Raw genomic sequence first — 18,991 nt, forward strand, 5'->3', positions numbered from 1 at the left:
CGATATGCATGCATTACAGACCACCAGCCTGCGAGTCGCCGACAATCACTTATTTATTCTCGACCAACAGGCGCTTCCGCAGGAGAAACGTTGGCTGTCGGCGAATACGGTAGCGGAACTTGTCGGCCATATTCACGCTTTGCGCGTGCGCGGCGCGCCCTTGATTGGCCTCTCTGCCAGCTTGTTACTGGCGCTGCTTGCTGAGCAAGGCGCAAACCGCGACCAGCTGGCACAGGCGCTGGAAACGCTTCGCGCGGCGCGCCCGACGGCGGTCAACCTGATGAATAACCTTGATCGTATGAAGCAGGCGCTGGCGCAGCAGGCGTTTGTTCCGGCGCTGACGGCGGAAGCGCTGCGGCTGGTCGATGAAGACAAACAACTGTGCGACAGCATTGCGCAGGCGGGCAGTGCGCTGGTCACAGGTGGCAGCCGCCTGTTGACGCATTGCAATACCGGCGGGCTGGCGACAGCGGGTGTCGGGACGGCACTCGGCGTTATTGCGCTGGCGCATCAGCAGGGCAAAGTGGCGAATGTCTGGGTGGATGAAACCCGTCCGCTGCTGCAGGGCGGCCGTTTGACGGCCTGGGAACTTGGTGAACTGGGCGTACCTTATCAACTGATTACCGATTCGATGGCCGCCAGCCTGATGGCAAAAGGGCAGGTGGATGCGGTGTGGGTCGGCGCTGACCGTATTGCTGCTAACGGCGACGTGGCGAACAAAATCGGCACCTATTCGCTGGCTGTGCTGGCGACGTTCCACAATGTGCCGTTCTATGTTGCCGCGCCGCAGACCACGCTTGATCCACTGTGTCCGAATGGCGGTGCGATTCCGATTGAGCAACGAGCGGCTGCCGAAGTCACTGGTGTAGCGGGCAGTTTCGGCGCGGTGCAGTGGGCGCCGGAGAGTGCGCAGGTCTACAACCCGGCATTTGATGTAACACCCGCGGCACTTATCAGCGGCTGGGTGCTCGACAGTGGCGTAGTGACGCCAGCGCAGGTGGCAAACGGCGCGTTTCAGCCGAAATAACGCTTACCCGACGTGCTCACAAGCCGGATGGCACAAACGCCATCTGGCACACTAGACGGTGTGTGGTTTCGCAAATCAGCCCTTGCTGGATAAGGCATCGCCGCCATGCCGGAAAATGTTCGCGCGGCCGGGCATTTTCCTGAGCATTCGTAATAAATTATGTCAGCCAGAGAGAAAACGCATCAGGATGTTAAAGCGGGATTGCGCGACAACGAATTATTGATGTTTTATATGATTCATTTGGTTTAACATGATAATAATTATCAGAATCATTACAATCCAACTCTCAGCAAGGTTGTTTTTTATGCAAGGAAAATCCATCAGTAAGTTCGTTCTCGCCGCTTTTCTCGCCGTTCCGCTGCTGGCACATGCGACACAATATCCCCTGACTGTGACCGATTTTTCCGGACAAAAAGTGACCATTGCGCATGAGCCGCAGCGCGTGATCTTGCAGGACGGCCGCGACATTATGTCGATGGCGTTGCTCGATCGTGACGATCCGTTTAAACGCCTGGTGGCCTGGAACAACCTCGCGAAAAAACAGGATATTGCCACCTGGGAGATGCTGAAAACCCAGTGGCCGGAAGCGACCGGCATTATGGATATGGGCTTTAGCGATAAAGGCAACGTCGATCTTGAAAGTGTGCTGGCCAAACAACCGGATCTGATGGTCGCTCAGCTACGGGCTAAACCGGCGCTCGCCGATAGCGGCGTGCTTAGCAAGCTGGCAGCGCTGCATATTCCGGTACTGTTTATCGATTATGAAGTCAATCCGGTGAAAGATACCGCTTCCAGCGTCGATCTGCTGGGAAAAGTGCTGAACCGCGAAAGCAATGCGGCAGCGTATACTACCTACTATCGCCAGCAATTAACCGCCATCGAACAGAAAACCGCGACTATCAAACCGCAGGCGAAAGTGTTTGTCGAAGCGCTGGCCGGTAACACGGATGCTTGCTGCTTTACTCACGGCAACAGCGGCTGGGGCGGGCTGGTGGAAGCCGTCGGTGCGAAAAATATCGGGTCTGAATTGCTGCCGGGTGCCAGCGGTTTTATCGCACTGGAGAAGGTGATTAGCGAAAACCCGGATGTTTACATCATGACTGGCTCGAAACGCGGTAACAGCCAGGTGTTGCCGCTGGGGCTGAAAACTTCGCCGCAGGAGGTTAATGCCCAGGCACAGGTGTTGTTGCAGCGTACCGGCATTGGTCAGATTCCGGCAGTGGCAGCGAAACACGTTTATGGCGTTTATCACCACTTCTACAACCATCCGTATAACATTGTGGGAATGGAGTATCTGGCGAAAGATATCTATCCGCAGGCTTTCGCGGATCTCAACCCGGATACGACGTATCACTACATCATCAAAAACTTCACCAAACTACCGGACGACAATTTCGTCTTTAGCTGGCAGCAGAGTAAATAACTGTGAGTACAACCCTTGAAGCGGGGGCATCGCAGACCGACGGCCTGATGCTCAACTACCGCGCGATTTTGCGCCGCCGCGTCAGTCTGCTGGTCGTGCTGGCGGTATTGATTGTGGCGTCGATGTTGCTTGATTTTACCCTTGGCCCGTCGGGTCTGCCGCTGGCTACGCTGTGGCATACGCTGATTGATCCGGGCAGTGTCGATGCCGGGACGCGGGTGATTGTCTGGGATATTCGCATGCCGTACGCGCTGATGGCGATTATCGTCGGCCTGACGCTCGGCCTTGCCGGTGCGGAGATGCAGACCATTCTCAATAATCCGCTTGCCAGCCCGTTTACGCTTGGCGTTTCGTCGGCAGCGGCGTTCGGCGCGGCGCTGGCGATCGTGCTCGGCATTGGTATTCCGGGCATTCCGGCGCAATGGTTTATCTCAGCAAATGCCTTTATATTCGCGCTGCTGGCGGCCCTACTGCTGGATGGCATCACCCGCTGGACGCAGGTAGCGACCTCCGGTGTGGTGCTGTTCGGTATTGCGCTGGTGTTCACCTTTAACGCGCTGGTGTCGATGCTGCAATTTATTGCCAACGAAGACACCTTGCAGGGTCTGGTGTTCTGGACGATGGGCAGCATTGCCCGAGCTTCGTGGGAGAAACTCGGCATTCTGCTGCTGGCGCTGGCGGTGATTATGCCGCTGTCGATGCTCAGCGCGTGGAAGCTCACATCGCTGCGCCTTGGTGAAGACCGGGCAATCAGCTTCGGGATTAACGTGCGCCGTCTGCGGCTGGCAACGCTGCTGCGCATCAGTATCCTGTCGGCGTTGTCGGTGGCGTTTGTCGGGCCGATTGGCTTTATCGGCCTCGTGGCGCCGCATATTGCGCGTCTGCTGTTTGGCGAGGATCACCGCTTTTACCTGCCGGGCAGTGCACTACTCGGGGCGCTGGTGCTGTCGCTGGCGTCCATCGTTTCGAAAAATCTGATCTCCGGCGTCATTATCCCGGTTGGCATTGTTACCTCGCTGGTGGGCGTACCGTTCTTTATTACCATCATCGTGCGTCATCGGGGGAGTGTATGAGCCACAGCGGTCTGAGCCTGCGCGGGTTTGGCGCGGGCTATCACAAACGGCAGATTATTCAGGATCTGAATATCGCTGAGTTACCTCGCGGCAAAGTCACCATTTTACTCGGGCCAAACGGCAGCGGGAAATCGACGCTGCTGCGGGCTATGGCCGGGTTGAACAAAGCCGAGGGCGAGTTGCGGCTGGATGATGTCGATCTGCTGAGTCAGTCGTTTGCCAAACGGGCGGAGCAGGTGGTCTATCTGCCGCAGTCGTTACCCGCGGGTGTGCATCTGCATGTGCTGGAGTCGATTATCGTCGCCCAGCGAGCCTCGGGTGGCCTGCACAGCGCAGCAAAGCAGGCGGAAGTGATGACGCTGCTGCGCCAACTTGGAATCGAACATCTGGCGCTGCATTTTCTCGATCAGCTTTCCGGCGGGCAGAAACAACTGGTGGGGCTGGCGCAGTCGCTGATCCGCCAGCCGTCGCTGCTGCTGCTGGATGAGCCGCTGAGCGCGCTGGATCTCAACTATCAGTTCCATGTGATGGATCTGGTGAAGCGTGAAACGCAGCAACGTAACATTGTCACGGTGGTGGTGGTGCACGATATCAATATCGCCCTACGCCACGGCGACCATGTATTGATTCTGAAGCAGGGCAAGCTGTTAGCCAACGGTAAACCTGATGAGGTGATCACCCCACAAAGTCTGGCGCAGGTCTATGGCGTGCGTGGGCGCGTGGAACCCTGTTCGCAGGGCATGAAACAAGTGATTATCGACGGACTGACTGACGCGGCGCACTGACCATTACGCCAGTTGCGCCATCCATTTGCTGTGCTCCCCGGCGAGCATCTGTGTGGCCATTTGCAGAAAAGTTTCTACCGCTGCCGGGCGATGTCGGCTGCCCGGTGCCTGGATCTGTAGCGTGCGCTGGCTGAGCGAGGTGTTATTGATGGCCTTCAGCGTCATTGCATCCAGCCGGGCGCGCCACAGCACGCTAAAATGGCTGCATACGGTAATTGCCTGCGCGGTATGGCGGGTAAACTCATACAACGCCGAGAAGTTATTGCTGCTGAATGTCGGTTCCAGAAAGGTGCCTGCCATCCGGCAGGAGAGATCGAACAACTGGCGAATCGTCGTTCCGGCTTCCGGCAGCACCAGTGGATAGTGATGCAGCAGGTCGAGGGTAACACTCGGCTGTTGCGTTAGCGGATGTCCTGCATCAAGCAACAGCAATACCGGCGCGGGCCATGCGGCAATGATCTCCACGTCGCGCTCCGGTGCAAGACTGAACTGAAACGCGACATCGCACTCGTTATGGCGTATCCACTGCGCCACCTGCAACGCCGTACCAACCTGCAAATCAAAATTGACGCCGGGATGTTGCTGCCGAAAACGTGCCAGCAAGCCGGGCAGCAGATCAAACGCCATGCCGTCGGTGCAGGCAATGCGCACCAGTGCTTTGCGTACTGCTTTTAGCCCCTGAATTTCCGCCAGCGCAAACTCCATGTCGCGCATGCTTTTACGCACGTGATTAGCCAGAATTTGCCCGGCATCGGTCAGCACCATCCCGCGCGCATGGCGCTCAAACAGCGTGACACCAAGCCGCGCTTCCAGCTTCTGGATCTGCCGGCTAATGGCGGAACCCGCGACAAACAGTTGCTCACTGGCGGTGCTCAGCGAGCCGGAGGTCGCTACCGCGAAAAAGTAGCGCAGTTCATTGGTCAACATCGTGATTTCTTCCTTTGCCCTCGGATTGTGCAGTTTACCCTTATCAAAAAAGCAACGCCAAATTGCAATTATTATTATTGTGGCAACGCTCTGTTCTGGTTTAGAACAAAAAGACAACAACAGACATTTGCGCCACTGGCAGCAAATCAGACAGGGCAAACAACATGACAACACAACAAATTATTGCGCAAGCGCTGGCGTGGTTTGATAGCGGCCACTTCAAAGAGACACTTGCCACACGGGTGGCGATCCCCAGCGAGAGCCAGCGTACCGATCGTGATGAGGCATTACGTCGTTACTACGACGAGGCGTTTATTCCGGCGTTTCACGAAATGGGCTTTCAAACCGAGATCATTGCGAATCCAGTGAACGCTGCACGGCCTTTTTTGCTCGCCAGCTATCAGGAAGATCCTGCTTTGCCGACGGTGATGTGCTACGGCCACGGTGATGTGGTATTTGGCGATGATGTGCGCTGGGCTGAAGGGCTTTCGCCGTGGACGTTGACCGAACGCGATGGCAACTGGTACGGGCGTGGTGCGGCGGATAACAAAGGCCAGCACTCGGTGAATCTGGCGGCGCTGGCGCAGGTGTATCACGCACGGAACGGACGTTTGGGTTTTAACTGCGTCTGGCTGTGCGAGATGGGTGAAGAGATAAGCTCGCCAGGGCTGGCAGAGGTGTGCAAGCAGTTAAAAACGCGCCTTAACGCCGACCTGTTTATCGCCTCTGATGGCCCGCGCCTGAGCGCCGATCGCCCGACGCTGTTTCTTGGCTCGCGCGGTTGTGCCAACTTCCGTCTGACCATTCATGCCCGCGCCAAAGATTACCACTCTGGTAACTGGGGCGGCTTGCTGAGTAACCCTGGTACGCAACTGGCGAACGCCATTGCCAGCCTGGTGGACGGCAAAGGCGAAATCCAGATTGCCGCGCTGAAACCGCCTGCGTTGACGCCGGAACTGAAAGCGATCCTCGCGGAGATCACGCCTGCGCGCGGTAAAAACGATCCGGCTACAGATGCCAACTGGGGCGAACCGGGCTTGAGCGCTGCTGAAAAACTGTTTGGCTGGAACACGCTGGAAGTGTTGTCGTTCCTCACTGGCAACCCGGCGCAGCCGATGAACGCCATTCCCGGCCAGGCGACGGCGGTCTGCCAGCTACGTTTTGTTGTCGGCACTGACTGGCAACAACTGGAACACGCGCTACGTGTGCATCTTGATGCGCACGGCTTTTCAATGGTCACCATCAGTGACCTGCGTGGCACGCCAGCAACCCGCTTTGACCCGACCGATCCGCTGGTGCACTGGGTGCTGGAGGCGATGGCAGAAACCTGCACCAACAAACCGGCGCTGCTACCAAACCTTGGTGGCTCCCTGCCCAACGATGTGTTCGCCGGAATTTTAGGTCTGCCGACGTTGTGGGTGCCGCACTCTTATCCGGCCTGTGGCCAGCATGCACCTGATGAGCATCTGCCGGTTGCCATCGCCCGCGAAGGGCTGGCGATCATGACACGTTTATTCTGGGATTTAGGCGAGCAGGGCGCAGAACTGTTGGCGCGCCATCGCCTGCATCAGGCTGGAGGTGCGCAATGAGTACGCTGGCGCGTGAAATGGAGCAGGGTGGTACTCGCCCGGGCCTCTATAAAACCCTTTTCGCCACCTGTATTGGCAACGCGCTGGAGTGGTTTGATATTGCGGTTTACGGCTTTTTTGCCAGCTATATCGCCCATGTGTTCTTCCCGGCCGCAAACCCGACGGTGTCGCTGCTATTGGCCTTTGGCAGTTTTGGCGTTGCCTTTCTGATCCGCCCGCTGGGCGCGATTGTACTGGGAGCCTATGCCGACAAACATGGGCGCAAGGCGTCGCTGCTGCTGTCGATCAATTTGATGATGCTTGGTGGAGCGATGATCACGTTTATGCCCGGCTATGCCACGCTGGGCGTTGCCGCACCGCTGTTGATTCTGGTCGCACGGTTGATTCAGGGCTTTTCGGCGGGCGGCGAGTTTGGCAGTTCGACGGCGTTTCTGGTGGAACACTTTCCCGAACGCAAAGCCTTTATCGCCAGTTGGCAGTTTGCCACGCAGGGCGCGAGCACATTGCTGGCCTCCGCATTTGGTCTGGGGCTGGCGCAGTGGCTGACGGCGGAGCAGTTGCAGGCGTGGGGCTGGCGCATTCCGTTTGCCTTTGGTCTGTTGATTGGCCCGGTAGGGCTATGGATCCGCCGCCATATTCATGAATCGGCAGCTTACGCTCAGGCAGAAAAACCTGCACATCCGGTGAAACTGCTGCTCGGGGCACAGAAGCGGCTGGTGTTGCTGGCGATTGGTCTGATGGTGGTATCGACGGCGATCAACTATATGCTCAACTATGTGCCGACGTGGGCGACGAAAAGCCTCGGTTTGCCGCCGTCCTCCGCGTACAGCGCCACGTTACTGGCCGGGGTGATCCTGACGGTAGTGACGCCGATTGGCGGCCTGCTGGCTGAACGTGTGGGCCGCGTGAAGTTGCTGTGGGTGGCGCTGGTACTGATGGCATTCACGCTACTGCCCGCGTTCTGGCTGACCAGCCTGAACGTCACGCCTTTGTCGCTGGCCTTGTTGGTCGGCTGGATGGCGCTGCTGAAATCGATCTACTTTTCGACCATTCCGTCGCTGATGGCCGATATCTTCCCGGTCTCGACCCGCGCCAGCGGCATGTCGATCAGCTATAACGTGGCGGTGACGGTGTTTGGTGGTTTCGCGCCGTTTATCTGTACGCTGCTGATCAGTGCCACCGGTAGCCATTTCGCACCGGGGCTGTATCTGATGGTGACGGTATTTCTCAGCGTAATTGCACTGTGGCAAGCGCAGAAACAGCATCGGTAGCTCACCCTTCAGGGTGTTGTGCATATTCGCATAGCGCCCTGGTGTAAGGCTCTGTACGCGCGTCCGGGTGCTGCGCAATACAGTTGAGCAGCACGCTGACCGCCTGTTGGTGTTCGCCGAGATTGTGCAGGCACAACGCATAAAACGGCCGCACTTCCGTAGCCGCGGCCAGCGGGCAAGGATCTCTTCAAACAGGGTTTTTGCCTGCGCATACTTCCCCAGGCAGCGCAACGTTGAGGCCAGGCCAAAGCAGGCTTCAAATTCATCCTCCCCGGTCAGCCCCGCCTCCAGGGCGGCACGGTACCACTTTTCTGCTTCCTGCTCATGACCTTCGTTATCATACGACCAGGCGATATTCAGCAACGCCAGCGCGCGAAGCCCCGGTTCCCCGACAAGCGTTTTCAACACATGGCGGCTTTGTTCGTATTCGCCCAGTTTTCGCAGCGCGATCGCTGTCTCTATTCTGTTATCCATTTCTTCCTTACCTTAGAGCCTGTTCCATCTGGATAGGCTCTTAAACCAACATGGCGCAGTAAATTCATCATAATAAAGCATCAAGGAAAATCCTATATTTTTAAAAGCGCTGGTGAAGCCACAATGGATGTTTTAATATTGCTATTAATTTGTAGTCATAATGAAATTACGCTGAGTTTAATTAGCGTCTATAAATTAGATTTTTTTATTTGCTTTTTTTTGGCTCACACAGCAAAGGTAATCATCATGGGCTGGATTGCATTGATTTTCATTGCAATCATAGCCGCGCTAGTCATTTTTGTTATAAAGCAAAGGGATTCAATGGATGTCATGAAATTCATTGAGTTACTTTATAAAGATAATGATGACACGCGGCGGTGATAAAATGAAGAGTAAATCGCTGATAAATTCCTTCTGGCTGGTTATGGAAAAAATTATTTCCATGGTCGGTCTTTTTTTGGTCAGCGCTTTTGTTGCTAAATATATTGGCCCAGCGCTGGTGGGAAAAATAGCATTGGCTGTAGCCAGCTTTCAAATCGTGATGGTGGTTGCACAATTTGGTAGTGAAAATATTATTATCAGACGGTTGTCGAGAAATATCTATTCGGGCATAGTGCTGGCCAGAATATCGCTGCTACTACGTTCGGGTATTTATATTCTTGTTGCACTTCCTGTGCTGTGGTACTGCCACAGTAAAGATATGATTGAATTTGTCTTCTTTTGCGCGGTGGCATTGGCCAGCTTTTTTACCACCATTGATGTTATTGCTACCTACAATGACACGACGTTGAATTCAAAAATCAATGCAGTTTTCAACGTGGTCGGGTTGATTGCGGCGTTGATACTACGCTTTTTTATTGCCGAACTGAAATTAAACCCCTTATTACTCACCATTCCGATTATCGTGACAACGGTATTGCCTTTTTTGCTTCGATTGATCCATTTTGCCAGACATGGCAATAAAAAAGCGCTGGCGGAGAAAACAAAGAAACCAGCAACTTACCTGAAGTATCTGGTTATTACTGGTAGTTCGATGTTGATTGCTAATATTTCTGTAGCGATATATCCACGTATTAATTTGTTTTTTCTCTCGGGGTTAAGTGATGCACATCAATTAGGCATCTACTCAGTGGCAGTCACTTTAGCCACCTCGTGGAGCTTTGTCGTGCTGGCGCTGGTGACTTCCTATTTTCCGGCTGTCTACAATGAAAAAGATGAGAGTGCGGCGGCACTGAAAGCCACGGAGCTGAATATTGCGATTGCGGGTATTTCTTTGTGCGTGATTGTCGGTTTTGCTGCCGTGGGTAAAATGTTTATTAGTATGTTGTATGGCCCGGCATTTGCCGATGCCTGGTTACCGGCGCTGATTTTATGTGTTGCCACGATGCTTTCCACGATGGGGGCTATTTCGTCACGCTATATTTTAAAGACGTCGGGCTACCGTTATCTCTCCTGTAAGTCGCTCATTGCGCTCATCTTGTGCGTGCCGCTGTCGTTCTTTTTTATCACCTATGACGGGATTGTCGGTGCCGCCGTCTCGGTGGTGGTGCTGGAGTTTATCTCGCTAACACTGCTGAACTACGGCTACAAAAAAGGTACCGTGCTGAAAATGCACCTGCTGATGTTTGGCGCGCTACCTGGCATGGTGCGAAGGATCTTATGACATCGGCCGGAAAGCCATGACTTTCCGGCGTGTCGCGCAATCAGGCTGTTTTTTCTTCGTAGCCCAGCTCCTGGGAAATCGCTCTGGCAGTATTTTTCAGCGCGGCAAGCAGACGCGCTTCACCTAATAACTCCAGCCGCGATGTGGAGAGCGAAATGGAGACGGCGTACGGCACGCGGCCCTGAATGTCGAACACCGGCACCGCGAGGCAGGAGACGCCTAACTCATTCTCTTCCCTGTCTTTTGCCCACTGCTGCGCACGAATTTCCTGCAACTCCTGCTGCATCATATCGAGCTTATCGATGGTGTAGCGGGTGAGGGGCTTGATCATCTCCCGGTGGTCTGTCCAGTATTCGACAACATACTCCGGGCGGCCATAAGCCATGTAGATTTTGCCCATCGCCGAGCAGTACAACTCCTGGTGCTGGCCGATATATGCCCGCGTTCTCAGCATGCCGGTGGTTGGCTCAAGTTTATAAATCAGGATCGCGTGATCATCTTCGCGGGTGGAGAAGTTGATGGTTTCACCGATCTCCAGGTTCAGCGCTTCAAGATGCGGCGCGGCAACGTGAATGATGTTTAATGACGACAACGCCTTTTGCCCGATGGCGATGCATTTGGTGGTTAAACGGTAACTGCCCGCCGCCGGGGCGGGTTTGACATAGCCGCATGCTTGCAACCCCTGCAACAGGCGGTGCACGGTACTTTTGTTCAACTGTGCCAGTTCAGAAAGATGCGCTAACGGGCATCCATTTGGGTAGTTACTCAGAATATCCAGCAGTTGTAATCCCCGAAACAGGCTTTGGCTACCCGACGGTTTCTCTTTTTCTTCTTGCATTGATGCACTCTCGCTTCCTGCCACTTACGGACCCGTTAAATTTGCCAGCTTCAATACTAACGCAAAATGGAACGGGCCACACAACATCGCAATATGTTTGTAACTAATTGATAGTAATCAACTTCGAAATTTAAAGTGGCGCGTGGATCACATATCCTCGTTTTGGTATGTGGAATGATATTTCGTATTTTGAAATTCAGGAGTATAAAAACGGTACAGATGTTTGATGCAATCAGGAGAAAAAGATGAAGGTAACCTTCGAAGAGCTGAAACATGCTTTCAAACGCGTGCTGCTTTCCCGCAAGGTGCGTGAAGAGACTGCCGATGCTTGCGCAGAGATGTTCGCTCGCACCACCGAATCCGGCGTTTATTCCCACGGCGTTAACCGCTTTCCGCGTTTTATTCAGCAGTTGGATGCCGGTGACATCATTCCGGAGGCACAGGCTAAGCGCATCGCCAATCTTGGTGCGATTGAACAGTGGGATGCACAGCGCTCGATTGGCAATCTGACGGCGAAAAAGATGATGGATCGCGCCATTGAACTGGCGTCGGATCACGGCATTGGCATGGTGGCGGTGCGTAACGCCAACCACTGGATGCGCGGCGGCAGCTATGGCTGGCAAGCGGCAGAGAGAGGTTACATTGGTATCTGCTGGACCAACTCCATTGCCGTGATGCCGCCGTGGGGGGCTAAAGAGTGCCGTATCGGCACCAACCCGCTGATTGTCGCCATTCCCTCCACGCCGATCACCATGGTGGATATGTCGATGTCGATGTTCTCCTACGGCATGCTGGAGGTTAACCGACTGGCCGGACGCGAACTGCCGGTGGATGGCGGCTTTGATGATGATGGCAATCTGACGAAAGAGCCGGGTGTGATTGAGAAAAACCGCCGCATTCTGCCAATGGGTTACTGGAAAGGTTCTGGCCTGTCGATTGTGCTGGATATGATTGCCACGCTGCTTTCTGATGGCGCATCTGTCGCAGAAGTGACGGAGGATAACAGCGATGAATACGGTATTTCGCAGGTCTTTATCGCCATTGAAGTCGATAAGTTGATAGACGGCGCCTCGCGGGATGCCAAGCTGCAACGCATTATGGATTACATCACCACCGCGGAACGTGCCGATGAAAATACGCCGGTTCGCCTGCCGGGCCACGAGTTTACTCGTCTGCTGGAAGAGAACCGCCGCAATGGCATCACCGTGGATGACAGCGTGTGGGCCAAAATCCAGGCGCTGTAAGGAGGAATGATGATCTTCGGCCATATTTCACAGCCCAATCCTTGCCGCTTACCGGCAGCGATTGAAACCGCGCTGGAATTTCTGCGCACCACCGATTTCCGTACCCTGCAACCTGGCGTGGTGGAAATTGACGGGCGCACGGTCTTCGCGCAGATCCTTGACCTGACCACCCAGCCAAGAGAACAGCAGAGACCGGAAGTTCACCGCCGCTATCTGGATATTCAGTTTCTGGCGTGGGGTGAGGAAGAGATCGGTATTGCTATTGACCGAGGAAATAACGTTGTGCAGGAAGAATTGCTGGCCCAGCGCGATATTATTTATTACCAGGGCAGTGAAAACGAATCCTTTTTTGAAATGGTCCCAGGCAGTTACGCGATATTTTTCCCGCAGGATGTTCATCGACCTGCCTGTAATAAGCATTGCGCGACGTCTATTCGTAAAATTGTTGTGAAGGTGGCAATTTCTGCATTGAATTAATTCGTCACTGAACAGGAGTGAAATATGAATAATAATGCCGGTTATATTATCGGTGCGTATCCCTGCGCGCCGTCGTTTCACCAACAGGGTGAACAGCAGGAACGGGATTTCTGGCGGCAACTGGCGGATACGCCGCATATTGCCGGGCTGGAACAGCCTTGTCTGGAGAATTTGCACCCGCTTGGCGATGAGTGGCTGCTGAAACACACGCCGGGCGAGTGGCAAATGGTGGTGACGGCGGTGATGGAAACCATGCGTCGTCGCGCGTTGAACGGCGCTTTTGGCCTCGCCTCCAGCGATGAAGAACAGCGTCGCGCCTGCGTTGATTATTACCGCCATCTGCACAACAAAATCCGCGCAGTCAATGCCCGTTTTCCCGGCAAAATCATCGCGCTGGAGATGCAGGCCGCGCCGCTGGCGGGGAATGCCAGTGTGGAACAAGCCACCGAGGCATTTGCCCGTTCAATCGCGGAAATTGCCCACTGGGACTGGGATTGCGAGTTGGTGCTTGAACATTGCGATGCCATGAACCAGCCCGCACCGCGTAAAGGCTTTTTACCGCTGGGAAATGTACTGGAAACGCTGGCAGGCGTGGAGATTGGCGTGTGCATTAACTGGGCGCGCTCCGCCATTGAAGGGCGCAATACGACACTACCGCTCACCCATGTGCAACGGGCGCAGCAGGCAGGAAAACTACGCGGTTTGATGTTCTCCGGCACTACGCAGCAAGGTGCGTACGGTGAATGGCAGGATTTGCACGCACCATTTGCTCCGTTTTGCACTGAGAGTTTATTAACTGTCGAACGTGCCAGTGGGTTATTTCAAGCCACAGCAAACGATAATTTATTATTCAGCGGCATTAAATTACTGGAAATTGATGCTGAAGCCACTATTGACCATCGTGTCGCGATATTACGTGACGGCATTAATGCATTAAATAAAGCCAGATAATAAATACAACAACCTCTGTCATCGCATACCTGTTACTTTTAACGAGATGCTAATTATGAATACATCCTCTTACTCTACATCTGCGGATATTCCGCATCAGCGCTGGTTAAGAATAATTCCTCCGATTCTTATCGCTTGCATTATTTCCTATATGGACCGCGTGAATATCGCGTTTGCCATGCCCGGCGGAATGGATCAGGAACTCGGTATTACCGCGTCGATGGCCGGTCTCGCCGGGGGAATTTTCTTTATCGGTTATCTCTTTTTGCAGGTGCCTGGCGGCAAAATTGCCGTGCACGGTAGCGGCAAGAAATTTATCGGCTGGTCGTTGGTGGCCTGGGCGGTGATCTCTGTACTGACCGGGTTGGTCAGCAACCAGTATCAGTTGCTGGCGTTGCGCTTTTTACTCGGCGTGGCGGAAGGCGGCATGCTGCCGGTGGTGCTGACGATGATCAGCAACTGGTTCCCGGATGCGGAACGTGGCCGCGCCAACGCGATTGTGATCATGTTTGTACCGATTGCCGGTATCGTCACCGCGCCGCTCTCCGGTTGGATCATCACCGCGCTGGACTGGCGCTGGCTGTTTATCATTGAAGGCCTGCTCTCCATTGTGGTGCTGATATTGTGGTCGATGACCATCTATGACCGTCCTCAGGAAGCGCGCTGGATCTCTGAGACTGAGAAAAAATATCTGGTTGAGACGCTGGCGGCAGAGCAGCGCGCCATCGCCGGGAAAGAGGTGAAAAATGCCTCGCTGAGCGTTGTGCTCTCTGACAGAACCCTGTGGCAACTGATTGCGCTCAACTTCTTCTACCAGACCGGCATCTACGGCTACACCCTGTGGCTGCCCACCATTCTGAAAGAACTCACTCATAGCACCATGGGACAGGTGGGCATGCTGGCCATTCTGCCGTACATCGGCGCGATTGCCGGGATGTTTATCTTCTCCTCCCTCTCTGACCGTACGGGTAAACGCAAGCTGTTTGTCTCGTTGCCGCTGGTGGGTTTTGCGCTGTGCATGTTCTTGTCGGTGGCGTTGAAAGAGAGCATCTGGCTGTCCTATGCGGCGCTGGTCGGATGCGGCTTCTTCCTGCAATCGGCGGCGGGCGTGTTCTGGACTATTCCTGCGCGGCTGTTCAGCGCGGAAATGGCCGGTGGTGCGCGTGGCGTGATTAACGCACTGGGTAACCTCGGTGGTTTCTGCGGCCCGTATGCGGTAGGCGTGCTGATCAACCTCTACAGCAAAGATGCCGGGGTCTACTGCCTGGCGATTTCCCTGGCGCTTGCCGCACTGATGGCGCTGTTGCTGCCAGTGAAGTGCGATGCGGGAAACGCTGCTGTTAACCCGCTCGGCACGCACAAACGCGAAGCCTGACCGCGATGCCCGGTGGCGCTGTGCTTACCGGGCATACAGATAAGCGGCAATAACAACGAGAGCATAAAGATGAGTGAAAAAGAGACCTTCTGGCTGGGTATCGATTGTGGCGGTACTTATCTGAAAGCCGGTTTATATGACAGCCAGGGCCGGGAGCACGGCATTGAGCGCCAGCCATTGAAAACGCTCAGCCCGCAACCAGGCTATGCCGAGCGCGATATGCATGCGCTGTGGACAACCTGTGCCGAAACGATTTCTCGCCTGCTAAAACAGACCCACACACCAGGGAAACTCATTCGCGGCGTGGGGATTTCGGCTCAGGGGAAAGGGTTATTTCTGCTCGACAAAAACGACCAGCCATTGGGGACGGCAATATTATCTTCCGATCGCCGTGCGCTGGATATTGTCCGGCGCTGGCAGCAGGATGACATCCCGCAAAAACTTTATCCGCTCACCCGCCAGACGTTATGGACCGGACACCCGGTTTCGTTGCTGCGTTGGGTGAAGGAGAACGAACCGCAACGTTACGCACAAATTGGCTGCGTGATGATGGGGCACGATTATCTGCGCTGGTGCCTGACCGGTCGCAAAGGCTGTGAAGAGAGCAATATCTCCGAATCCAATCTCTACAACATGGAAAGCCAGCGCTATGACACACGGTTGTCGCAGTGGCTGGGTATTCAGGAAATTGACGCCGCGCTGTCGCCGATTGTCCAGTGCGCCGAAATCTGCGGGGAAATCACCGCTCATGCAGCCGCCATAACCGGTCTGGCGGCGGGGACCCCCGTCGTTGGCGGTCTGTTTGATGTGGTTTCCACCGCACTCTGCGCCGGATTGCAGGATGAGCAACGGCTCAACGCCGTAATGGGAACATGGGCAGTGACCAGCGGTATTGCCAATGGGCTTCGCGACCATGAAGCGCATCCTTATGTTTACGGTCGCTACGTTAATGACGGCCAGTACATCGTACATGAAGCCAGCCCGACCTCCTCCGGCAATCTGGAGTGGCTCACCGCTCAATGGGGCGACATCTCTTTCGACGAAATCAACCAGGCGGTAGCCAGCCTGCCGAAAGCGGGCAGTGAGCTGTTCTTCCTGCCGTTTCTCTACGGCAGCAATGCCGGGCTGGAGATGACCAGCGGTTTTTACGGCATGCAGGCGCTGCACACCCGCGCGCATCTTTTACAGGCAGTGTATGAAGGCGTGGTGTTCTGCCATATGACTCACCTCAATCGCATGCGGGAACGCTTTACTGCGGTGCGCGCGTTGCGGGTCACTGGCGGCCCGGCACACTCCGACGTGTGGATGCAGATGCTGGCGGATGTCAGCGGCTTACCGGTGGAATTACCGCAGGTGGAAGAGACCGGCTGCTTCGGTGCGGCACTGGCGGCGCTGGTCGGCACCGGTGTATTCCGTGATTTCCGCCATGCGCAGCAAACGCTGAAGCACGACATTCACACGCTCACTCCCGATATGGCTGCGCACGCCGCCTACCAACGCAAATACGCGCATTACCAGTTTTTGATTGAAGCACTGCAGGGCTTTCACGCCCGCATTAAGGAGCAGACGTTATGAGCCGACCATTACTGCAACTGGCGCTCGACCATACCAGCCTTGTGGACGCCCAGCGCGATGTGGCGCTGTTACAGGATCACGTAGACATCGTTGAAGCTGGCACCATTTTGTGCCTTAGCGAAGGGTTAAACGCCGTGTGCGCCCTGCGCGCGCAGTCTCCGGAGAAGATTATCGTTGCCGACTGGAAAGTGGCCGATGCCGGAGAAACGCTGGCGCAACAAGCACTGCGCGCGGGCGCGAACTGGATGACCATTATCTGTGCTGCGCCACTGGCGACTATTGAGAAAGGCCACGCCGTGGCGCAGGCACACAACGGCGAAATTCAAATCGAACTGTTCGGCAACTGGACGTTTGATGATGCCCGCGACTGGTACCGCATTGGCGTGCGTCAGGCGATTTACCACCGTGGACGCGATGCGCAGGCCAGCGGCCAGCAGTGGGGCGAGGCTGATCTGGCGCGGATGAAAGCGCTGTCGGATATCGGCCTTGAACTGTCGGTGACCGGCGGTCTGCAGCCTGCCGACCTGCCGCTGTTTAAAGATATCAACGTGAAAGCCTTTATTGCCGGGCGCGCGCTTTCCGGCGCGGCGGATCCGGCGCAGACCGCGGGCGATTTCCACGCGCAAATCCGCGCAATCTGGGGAGACAACTAATGCGTACGCATCCGTTAGGCATCTATGAAAAGGCGCTGGCGAAAGATCTGAGCTGGCCGGAGCGGCTGGTGCTGGCGAAAAGCTGTGGTTTCGATTTTGTCGAAATGTCGGTAGATGAGACCGATGAGCGCTTATCACGGCTGGAGTGGAGCACCACGCAGCGGGCATCGCTGGTGGAAGCAATGCTGGAGACCGGTGTCGCGATTCCCTCGATGTGTCTCTCTGCGCACCGCCGTTTTCCGTTTGGTAGCCGCGATGAAGCGGTGCGCGAGCGGGCGCGCGACATCATGCGCAAAGCGATTCGTCTGGCGCGGGATCTCGGTATTCGCACGATTCAGCTTGCCGGTTACGACGTCTATTACGAAGAGCATGACGAAGGCACGCAGCAGCGTTTTGCCGAAGGGCTGGCGTGGGCGGTGGAACAGGCCGCCGCCGCACAGGTGATGCTGGCGGTGGAGATCATGGATACCGCCTTTATGAACTCGATCAGCAAGTGGAAAAAGTGGGATGAGATGCTCGCCTCGCCGTGGTTCAGCGTCTATCCGGATGTCGGCAACCTCAGCGCGTGGGGTAACGATGTCAGTGCCGAACTGTCGTTGGGTATCGACCGTATTGCTGCCATTCATCTGAAAGATACGCAGCCGGTGACCGATGACAGCCCCGGCCAGTTTCGCGATGTGCCGTTTGGTGAAGGCTGCGTCGATTTTGTCGGCGTGTTCCGCACGCTGCAACAACTGAACTACCGCGGCGCATTTTTGATTGAGATGTGGACCGAAAAAGCCAAAGAGCCAGTGCTGGAGATTATTCAGGCGCGGCGCTGGATTGAAGCCCGTATGCAGGAGGGGGGATTCGTATGTTAGAACAACTGAAAGCCGAGGTGCTGGCCGCCAACCTGGCGTTGCCCGCTCATCATCTGGTGACCTTTACCTGGGGCAATGTCAGCGCCGTGGATGACACGCGTACGCGGATGGTGATCAAACCGTCCGGTGTGGAATATGACGTGATGACTGCCGACGATATGGTGGTGGTAGAGATTGCCAGCGGGCGCGTGGTAGAGGGCAGCAAGAAACCATCATCCGATACGCCGACGCACCTGGCGTTGTACCGCCGTTTTTCGCAGATTGGTGGCATTGTGCATACGCACTCGCGCCACGCCACTATCTGGTCACAGGCCGGGCTGGATTTGCCCGCGTGGGGCACCACGCACGCCGATTATTTCTATGGTGCCATCCCCTGTACGCGGCTGATGACCGAAGAAGAGATCAACGGCGAATATGAGTATGAAACCGGGGAAGTGATCATCAAAACCTTTGAACAGCGCGATATTGATCCGATGCAGATCCCGGCGGTGCTGGTGCATTCTCACGGCCCGTTTGCGTGGGGTAAAAACGCGGCAGATGCGGTGCATAACGCGGTGGTACTGGAAGAGTGCGCTTACATGGGGCTGTTCTCGCGCCAACTGGCTCCGCACCTTGCGGATATGCAGCAAGCACTGATGGACAAACACTATCTGCGTAAGCACGGTTCGCACGCCTATTACGGCCAGTAAACGCCAGGCCGGAGGGGAGACTTCTCCGGCTTTTTACGCACAATTCTCCGCGGCCTCTTCCTGCTTGCGCTTCGCGCATCACCGATTTTAATTAACC

17 protein-coding genes and 1 pseudogene are annotated in these 18,991 nt (G+C 55.4%); 15 read left to right on the forward strand and 3 right to left on the reverse strand.

Features of this window, described 5'->3' with window-relative positions; all coding sequences use genetic code 11:
* Window positions 1-4 precede the first annotated feature (4 nt).
* From mtnA to BM427_RS01985, 4 genes are all read left to right on the forward strand, one after another.
* On the forward strand, window positions 5-1,027 hold the full coding sequence (gene mtnA, locus BM427_RS01970) for an S-methyl-5-thioribose-1-phosphate isomerase (RefSeq protein ID WP_090118728.1): 1,023 nt from the start codon (window positions 5-7) through the stop codon (window positions 1,025-1,027).
* 304 nt (window positions 1,028-1,331) lie between these two features.
* On the forward strand, window positions 1,332-2,450 hold the full coding sequence (locus BM427_RS01975; protein ID WP_090118730.1) for an ABC transporter substrate-binding protein: 1,119 nt from the start codon (window positions 1,332-1,334) through the stop codon (window positions 2,448-2,450).
* Between the two features lie 44 nt (window positions 2,451-2,494).
* Window positions 2,495-3,523, forward strand: a complete 1,029-nt coding sequence (locus tag BM427_RS01980) for a FecCD family ABC transporter permease (RefSeq protein WP_167518579.1) — start codon at window positions 2,495-2,497, stop codon at window positions 3,521-3,523.
* Window positions 3,520-4,308 carry an ABC transporter ATP-binding protein gene (locus tag BM427_RS01985; protein ID WP_090118732.1) on the forward strand — a complete coding sequence of 263 codons (789 nt, stop codon included), beginning with the start codon at window positions 3,520-3,522 and terminating at the stop codon, window positions 4,306-4,308. Before BM427_RS01980 ends, BM427_RS01985 begins: the two co-directional genes overlap by 4 nt.
* A 3-nt stretch (window positions 4,309-4,311) precedes the next feature.
* On the opposite strand, the gene BM427_RS01990 is transcribed toward BM427_RS01985, so the two are convergent.
* Window positions 4,312-5,235 (reverse strand): LysR family transcriptional regulator, encoded by a 924-nt coding sequence (locus BM427_RS01990; protein WP_090118734.1) that lies wholly within the window; start codon window positions 5,233-5,235, stop codon window positions 4,312-4,314.
* Between the two features lie 164 nt (window positions 5,236-5,399).
* Here BM427_RS01990 and BM427_RS01995 point away from each other — a divergent pair, with 164 nt between their 5' ends.
* Together BM427_RS01995 and BM427_RS02000 are read left to right on the forward strand one after the other, a co-directional pair.
* A complete protein-coding gene (locus BM427_RS01995; protein ID WP_090118736.1) occupies window positions 5,400-6,824 on the forward strand; it encodes a M20 family metallopeptidase in 1,425 nt (474 codons plus the stop codon).
* A complete protein-coding gene (locus BM427_RS02000) occupies window positions 6,821-8,095 on the forward strand; it encodes an MFS transporter (protein ID WP_090118738.1) in 1,275 nt (424 codons plus the stop codon). The genes BM427_RS01995 and BM427_RS02000 overlap by 4 nt, the downstream gene beginning before the upstream one ends.
* Before the next feature lie 201 nt (window positions 8,096-8,296).
* On the opposite strand, the pseudogene BM427_RS25905 reads toward BM427_RS02000, so the two are convergent.
* Window positions 8,297-8,569, reverse strand: a pseudogene (locus tag BM427_RS25905) (tetratricopeptide repeat protein); the annotation flags it as partial.
* A 385-nt stretch (window positions 8,570-8,954) separates the two neighbouring features.
* Here BM427_RS25905 and BM427_RS02015 point away from each other — a divergent pair.
* A complete protein-coding gene (locus BM427_RS02015) occupies window positions 8,955-10,232 on the forward strand; it encodes an oligosaccharide flippase family protein (RefSeq protein ID WP_175539119.1) in 1,278 nt (425 codons plus the stop codon).
* Window positions 10,233-10,272: 40 nt separating this feature from the next.
* On the opposite strand, the gene BM427_RS02020 is transcribed toward BM427_RS02015, so the two are convergent.
* Window positions 10,273-11,070 (reverse strand): IclR family transcriptional regulator, encoded by a 798-nt coding sequence (locus BM427_RS02020; protein ID WP_090118744.1) that lies wholly within the window; start codon window positions 11,068-11,070, stop codon window positions 10,273-10,275.
* Between the two features lie 245 nt (window positions 11,071-11,315).
* Between BM427_RS02020 and yiaK the strand changes: the two genes are divergently transcribed.
* The 8 genes from yiaK to araD all read left to right on the forward strand — a co-directional run bounded on the left by yiaK (window position 11,316) and on the right by araD (window position 18,894).
* On the forward strand, window positions 11,316-12,314 hold the full coding sequence (yiaK, locus tag BM427_RS02025) for a 3-dehydro-L-gulonate 2-dehydrogenase (RefSeq protein WP_090118746.1): 999 nt from the start codon (window positions 11,316-11,318) through the stop codon (window positions 12,312-12,314).
* Between the two features lie 9 nt (window positions 12,315-12,323).
* Window positions 12,324-12,791 carry a YhcH/YjgK/YiaL family protein gene (locus tag BM427_RS02030; protein WP_090118748.1) on the forward strand — a complete coding sequence of 156 codons (468 nt, stop codon included), beginning with the start codon at window positions 12,324-12,326 and terminating at the stop codon, window positions 12,789-12,791.
* A gap of 24 nt (window positions 12,792-12,815) precedes the next feature.
* Complete coding sequence (locus BM427_RS02035; protein ID WP_090118750.1) at window positions 12,816-13,742, forward strand: DUF4862 family protein; 927 nt, start codon at window positions 12,816-12,818, stop codon at window positions 13,740-13,742.
* 55 nt (window positions 13,743-13,797) lie between these two features.
* Window positions 13,798-15,117, forward strand: a complete 1,320-nt coding sequence (locus tag BM427_RS02040; protein WP_090118752.1) for an MFS transporter — start codon at window positions 13,798-13,800, stop codon at window positions 15,115-15,117.
* Window positions 15,118-15,186: 69 nt separating this feature from the next.
* Complete coding sequence (locus BM427_RS02045; protein ID WP_090118754.1) at window positions 15,187-16,692, forward strand: FGGY-family carbohydrate kinase; 1,506 nt, start codon at window positions 15,187-15,189, stop codon at window positions 16,690-16,692.
* Complete coding sequence (ulaD, locus tag BM427_RS02050; RefSeq protein ID WP_090118757.1) at window positions 16,689-17,345, forward strand: 3-keto-L-gulonate-6-phosphate decarboxylase UlaD; 657 nt, start codon at window positions 16,689-16,691, stop codon at window positions 17,343-17,345. The genes BM427_RS02045 and ulaD overlap by 4 nt, the downstream gene beginning before the upstream one ends.
* Window positions 17,345-18,205, forward strand: a complete 861-nt coding sequence (locus tag BM427_RS02055; protein WP_090118759.1) for an L-ribulose-5-phosphate 3-epimerase — start codon at window positions 17,345-17,347, stop codon at window positions 18,203-18,205. Before ulaD ends, BM427_RS02055 begins: the two co-directional genes overlap by 1 nt.
* Entirely contained in the window at window positions 18,199-18,894 is a 696-nt protein-coding gene (gene araD, locus BM427_RS02060; RefSeq protein WP_090118760.1) for an L-ribulose-5-phosphate 4-epimerase, read from the forward strand. Before BM427_RS02055 ends, araD begins: the two co-directional genes overlap by 7 nt.
* Window positions 18,895-18,991: the final 97 nt, after the last annotated feature.

The organism is Kosakonia arachidis, from assembly GCF_900116535.1.
In the GTDB taxonomy this organism is placed as follows: domain Bacteria; phylum Pseudomonadota; class Gammaproteobacteria; order Enterobacterales; family Enterobacteriaceae; genus Kosakonia; species Kosakonia arachidis.

What these genes read in the sequence shown, in the direction of transcription:
- mtnA (WP_090118728.1), top strand. Translation starts at nt 5, where the DNA reads ATGCATGCATTACAGACCACCAGCCTGCGAGTCGCCGACAATCACTTA.
- BM427_RS01975 (WP_090118730.1), top strand. Translation starts at nt 1,332, where the DNA reads ATGCAAGGAAAATCCATCAGTAAGTTCGTTCTCGCCGCTTTTCTCGCC.
- BM427_RS01985 (WP_090118732.1), top strand. Translation starts at nt 3,520, where the DNA reads ATGAGCCACAGCGGTCTGAGCCTGCGCGGGTTTGGCGCGGGCTATCAC.
- BM427_RS01990 (WP_090118734.1), bottom strand. Translation starts at nt 5,235, where the DNA reads ATGTTGACCAATGAACTGCGCTACTTTTTCGCGGTAGCGACCTCCGGC.
- BM427_RS01995 (WP_090118736.1), top strand. Translation starts at nt 5,400, where the DNA reads ATGACAACACAACAAATTATTGCGCAAGCGCTGGCGTGGTTTGATAGC.
- BM427_RS02000 (WP_090118738.1), top strand. Translation starts at nt 6,821, where the DNA reads ATGAGTACGCTGGCGCGTGAAATGGAGCAGGGTGGTACTCGCCCGGGC.
- BM427_RS02015 (WP_175539119.1), top strand. Translation starts at nt 8,955, where the DNA reads ATGAAGAGTAAATCGCTGATAAATTCCTTCTGGCTGGTTATGGAAAAA.
- BM427_RS02020 (WP_090118744.1), bottom strand. Translation starts at nt 11,070, where the DNA reads ATGCAAGAAGAAAAAGAGAAACCGTCGGGTAGCCAAAGCCTGTTTCGG.
- yiaK (WP_090118746.1), top strand. Translation starts at nt 11,316, where the DNA reads ATGAAGGTAACCTTCGAAGAGCTGAAACATGCTTTCAAACGCGTGCTG.
- BM427_RS02030 (WP_090118748.1), top strand. Translation starts at nt 12,324, where the DNA reads ATGATCTTCGGCCATATTTCACAGCCCAATCCTTGCCGCTTACCGGCA.
- BM427_RS02035 (WP_090118750.1), top strand. Translation starts at nt 12,816, where the DNA reads ATGAATAATAATGCCGGTTATATTATCGGTGCGTATCCCTGCGCGCCG.
- BM427_RS02040 (WP_090118752.1), top strand. Translation starts at nt 13,798, where the DNA reads ATGAATACATCCTCTTACTCTACATCTGCGGATATTCCGCATCAGCGC.
- BM427_RS02045 (WP_090118754.1), top strand. Translation starts at nt 15,187, where the DNA reads ATGAGTGAAAAAGAGACCTTCTGGCTGGGTATCGATTGTGGCGGTACT.
- ulaD (WP_090118757.1), top strand. Translation starts at nt 16,689, where the DNA reads ATGAGCCGACCATTACTGCAACTGGCGCTCGACCATACCAGCCTTGTG.
- BM427_RS02055 (WP_090118759.1), top strand. Translation starts at nt 17,345, where the DNA reads ATGCGTACGCATCCGTTAGGCATCTATGAAAAGGCGCTGGCGAAAGAT.
- araD (WP_090118760.1), top strand. Translation starts at nt 18,199, where the DNA reads ATGTTAGAACAACTGAAAGCCGAGGTGCTGGCCGCCAACCTGGCGTTG.